General features: G+C 42.5%; 2 protein-coding genes and 1 pseudogene. All 3 read right to left on the bottom strand.

The features are described from left to right. Window positions 1–36 precede the first annotated feature (36 nt). Complete coding sequence (locus tag A7098_RS23030) at window positions 37–741, bottom strand: tail fiber domain-containing protein (protein ID WP_105281487.1); 705 nt, start codon at window positions 739–741, stop codon at window positions 37–39. A gap of 9 nt (window positions 742–750) precedes the next feature. Continuing rightward, complete coding sequence (locus A7098_RS23025) at window positions 751–1,032, bottom strand: hypothetical protein (protein ID WP_105281486.1); 282 nt, start codon at window positions 1,030–1,032, stop codon at window positions 751–753. Next, window positions 1,032–1,775, bottom strand: a pseudogene (locus A7098_RS23020) (phage tail protein); the annotation flags it as partial. The gene A7098_RS23025 and the pseudogene A7098_RS23020, both read right to left, overlap by 1 nt.

Raw genomic sequence — 1,775 nt, 5'->3', positions numbered from 1 at the left:
GCATGAAGGAAAGGTGTTATATCCATTACTCCTCCTTTATCCGATATCGCTTCGGGAAACGGATAACAACTTTAATTCTGACTCAAGTTCATCAACTCTTTCAGTCAGCTTCTGGATATGGTGAATCAGTGGAACAACCAGACGTTCGTACATTACACCTTCGGCAACAAGGCCATTGCTGGAAATAGCTTCCGGTGCATCATCTTCGTTAGCTGGTCGCCAGTGTACAAACTGAGGGGCAATTTCTCCTACTTCCTCGGCAATCAATCCGTAGAATCCCCAGTCACGCCTGTCATTTTCGCATTGTGACCTGTACCACACAGGGCGCATCCTGAAAATGAGATCAGCGTGCTCTGAATCTATTGTCTCTACTGAATGTTTATAGCGGATAGACGATGTTGACCGCAGCACAGACGAAATTGCGGGGTCAGGATTAAGATAAAGGTTTGCCGCCGCTGTAGTCGTGGCCAAATTCCATAAATAAAACGCTTCACGACCTGTCAGTGGATAAAAATCTCCGCCATAACGACCACTTTCCAGATCGTTCACTTCCACTTTGTTTTTCAGCTTATTATCAACTTCAGTTTTTGTGTATCTGGTGCTGATATCCTGCTTTGCACTGGTCATATCAGTCTGAAGCGTTGATACTTTTCCGTTAATTGAGGAAATATCTTCCTTAGTTTTACTGACATCTCCCTTTAGCGTTTTGATGTCATCAGGAATTACTGTCGATGTAGCCATTTTTCTTCCTCACATCCAGCCACGAAGTTGATGCTCAACAGCAACCACGTATTCATCGAATATTGACGGTGTTTTCACATCATTAATGATGCGCACGTTTACAAAATATCCGTCTTCCTTAACACATAGCGGCTCGCCATCTTCATTCAGTTCTCCGGTTTCTTTGTACACGTTACCTATCACATCAATGAGAACATTGTTCTGCATTACCTCGTCATCTTCATAACCAATGCTATCCATAAAGGCCGAAAAGTCGGCCTTGTTTATGAATTTGAGGGTTAAGTCTCGCATTATATTCTTTCTCCCATTTGTGCATCTGTCAGTTCCTTATGCCAGATACGTAAATTGCGCACGTGTCCAAATAAATGCCTGTTACCTGATATTGATTGACCGCCTATATTTATTGGCCCTTCTGTATAACGTTGTCTTGTGTGTTGTGATACACCAACAGCGCCAAAGTTACCGTTTATAACAGCACGCAATTCTTTCTGCTCTGTAAACTTAAACCCAGCAATAAACCTGCGGGTTGTCCTGTTACAGTAGGCTTTATACTCGGTCTTTGTTCCTTTTCCGTTAGTTATAATTGAGCGCGCGCCTCCAGAGGTAAAACCAAAATACATATAACTTTCATCAGCAACATCCGTTGTTGCGCCAGTTATTGACACGTTAAGAAGCCTTGCTGAACCTTCACTGTTTGGCATTTTGTCCCAGTTGATATTAACTTCCATAAGAACGCTTAACGGGGGCGTTGACCAGTTCAGTCTTATTGGCATTATTACCACTTCACTAGCCCGTGTAACTGCCACATCTGATGTAACGATAAATGATGATGCACACGATCCTTTTTCAAATTGCGGCGTAGTAAACATTATCTGATCGCCTTTTTTGATCGCCCTTTTATCTGCTCCCATTTCAAAGCGCCCATACATGCTTTTTGCTTCTGGTGATTTATATGTAAATTCGACGCGTAACCATCCGTTAGCTTCTCTGTATATGACATGATTTACAGCATCCCCACCAGAAAAACCTAAAAC

The organism is Escherichia sp. MOD1-EC7011 (assembly GCF_002965005.1).
GTDB classification, from domain to species: domain Bacteria; phylum Pseudomonadota; class Gammaproteobacteria; order Enterobacterales; family Enterobacteriaceae; genus Escherichia; species Escherichia ruysiae.
The sequence above is the reverse complement of the archived record's forward strand: the minus strand, read 5'-3'. Positions and strand labels throughout refer to the sequence as shown.

What these genes read in the sequence shown, in the direction of transcription:
- A7098_RS23030 (WP_105281487.1), bottom strand. Translation starts at nt 741, where the DNA reads ATGGCTACATCGACAGTAATTCCTGATGACATCAAAACGCTAAAGGGA.
- A7098_RS23025 (WP_105281486.1), bottom strand. Translation starts at nt 1,032, where the DNA reads ATGCGAGACTTAACCCTCAAATTCATAAACAAGGCCGACTTTTCGGCC.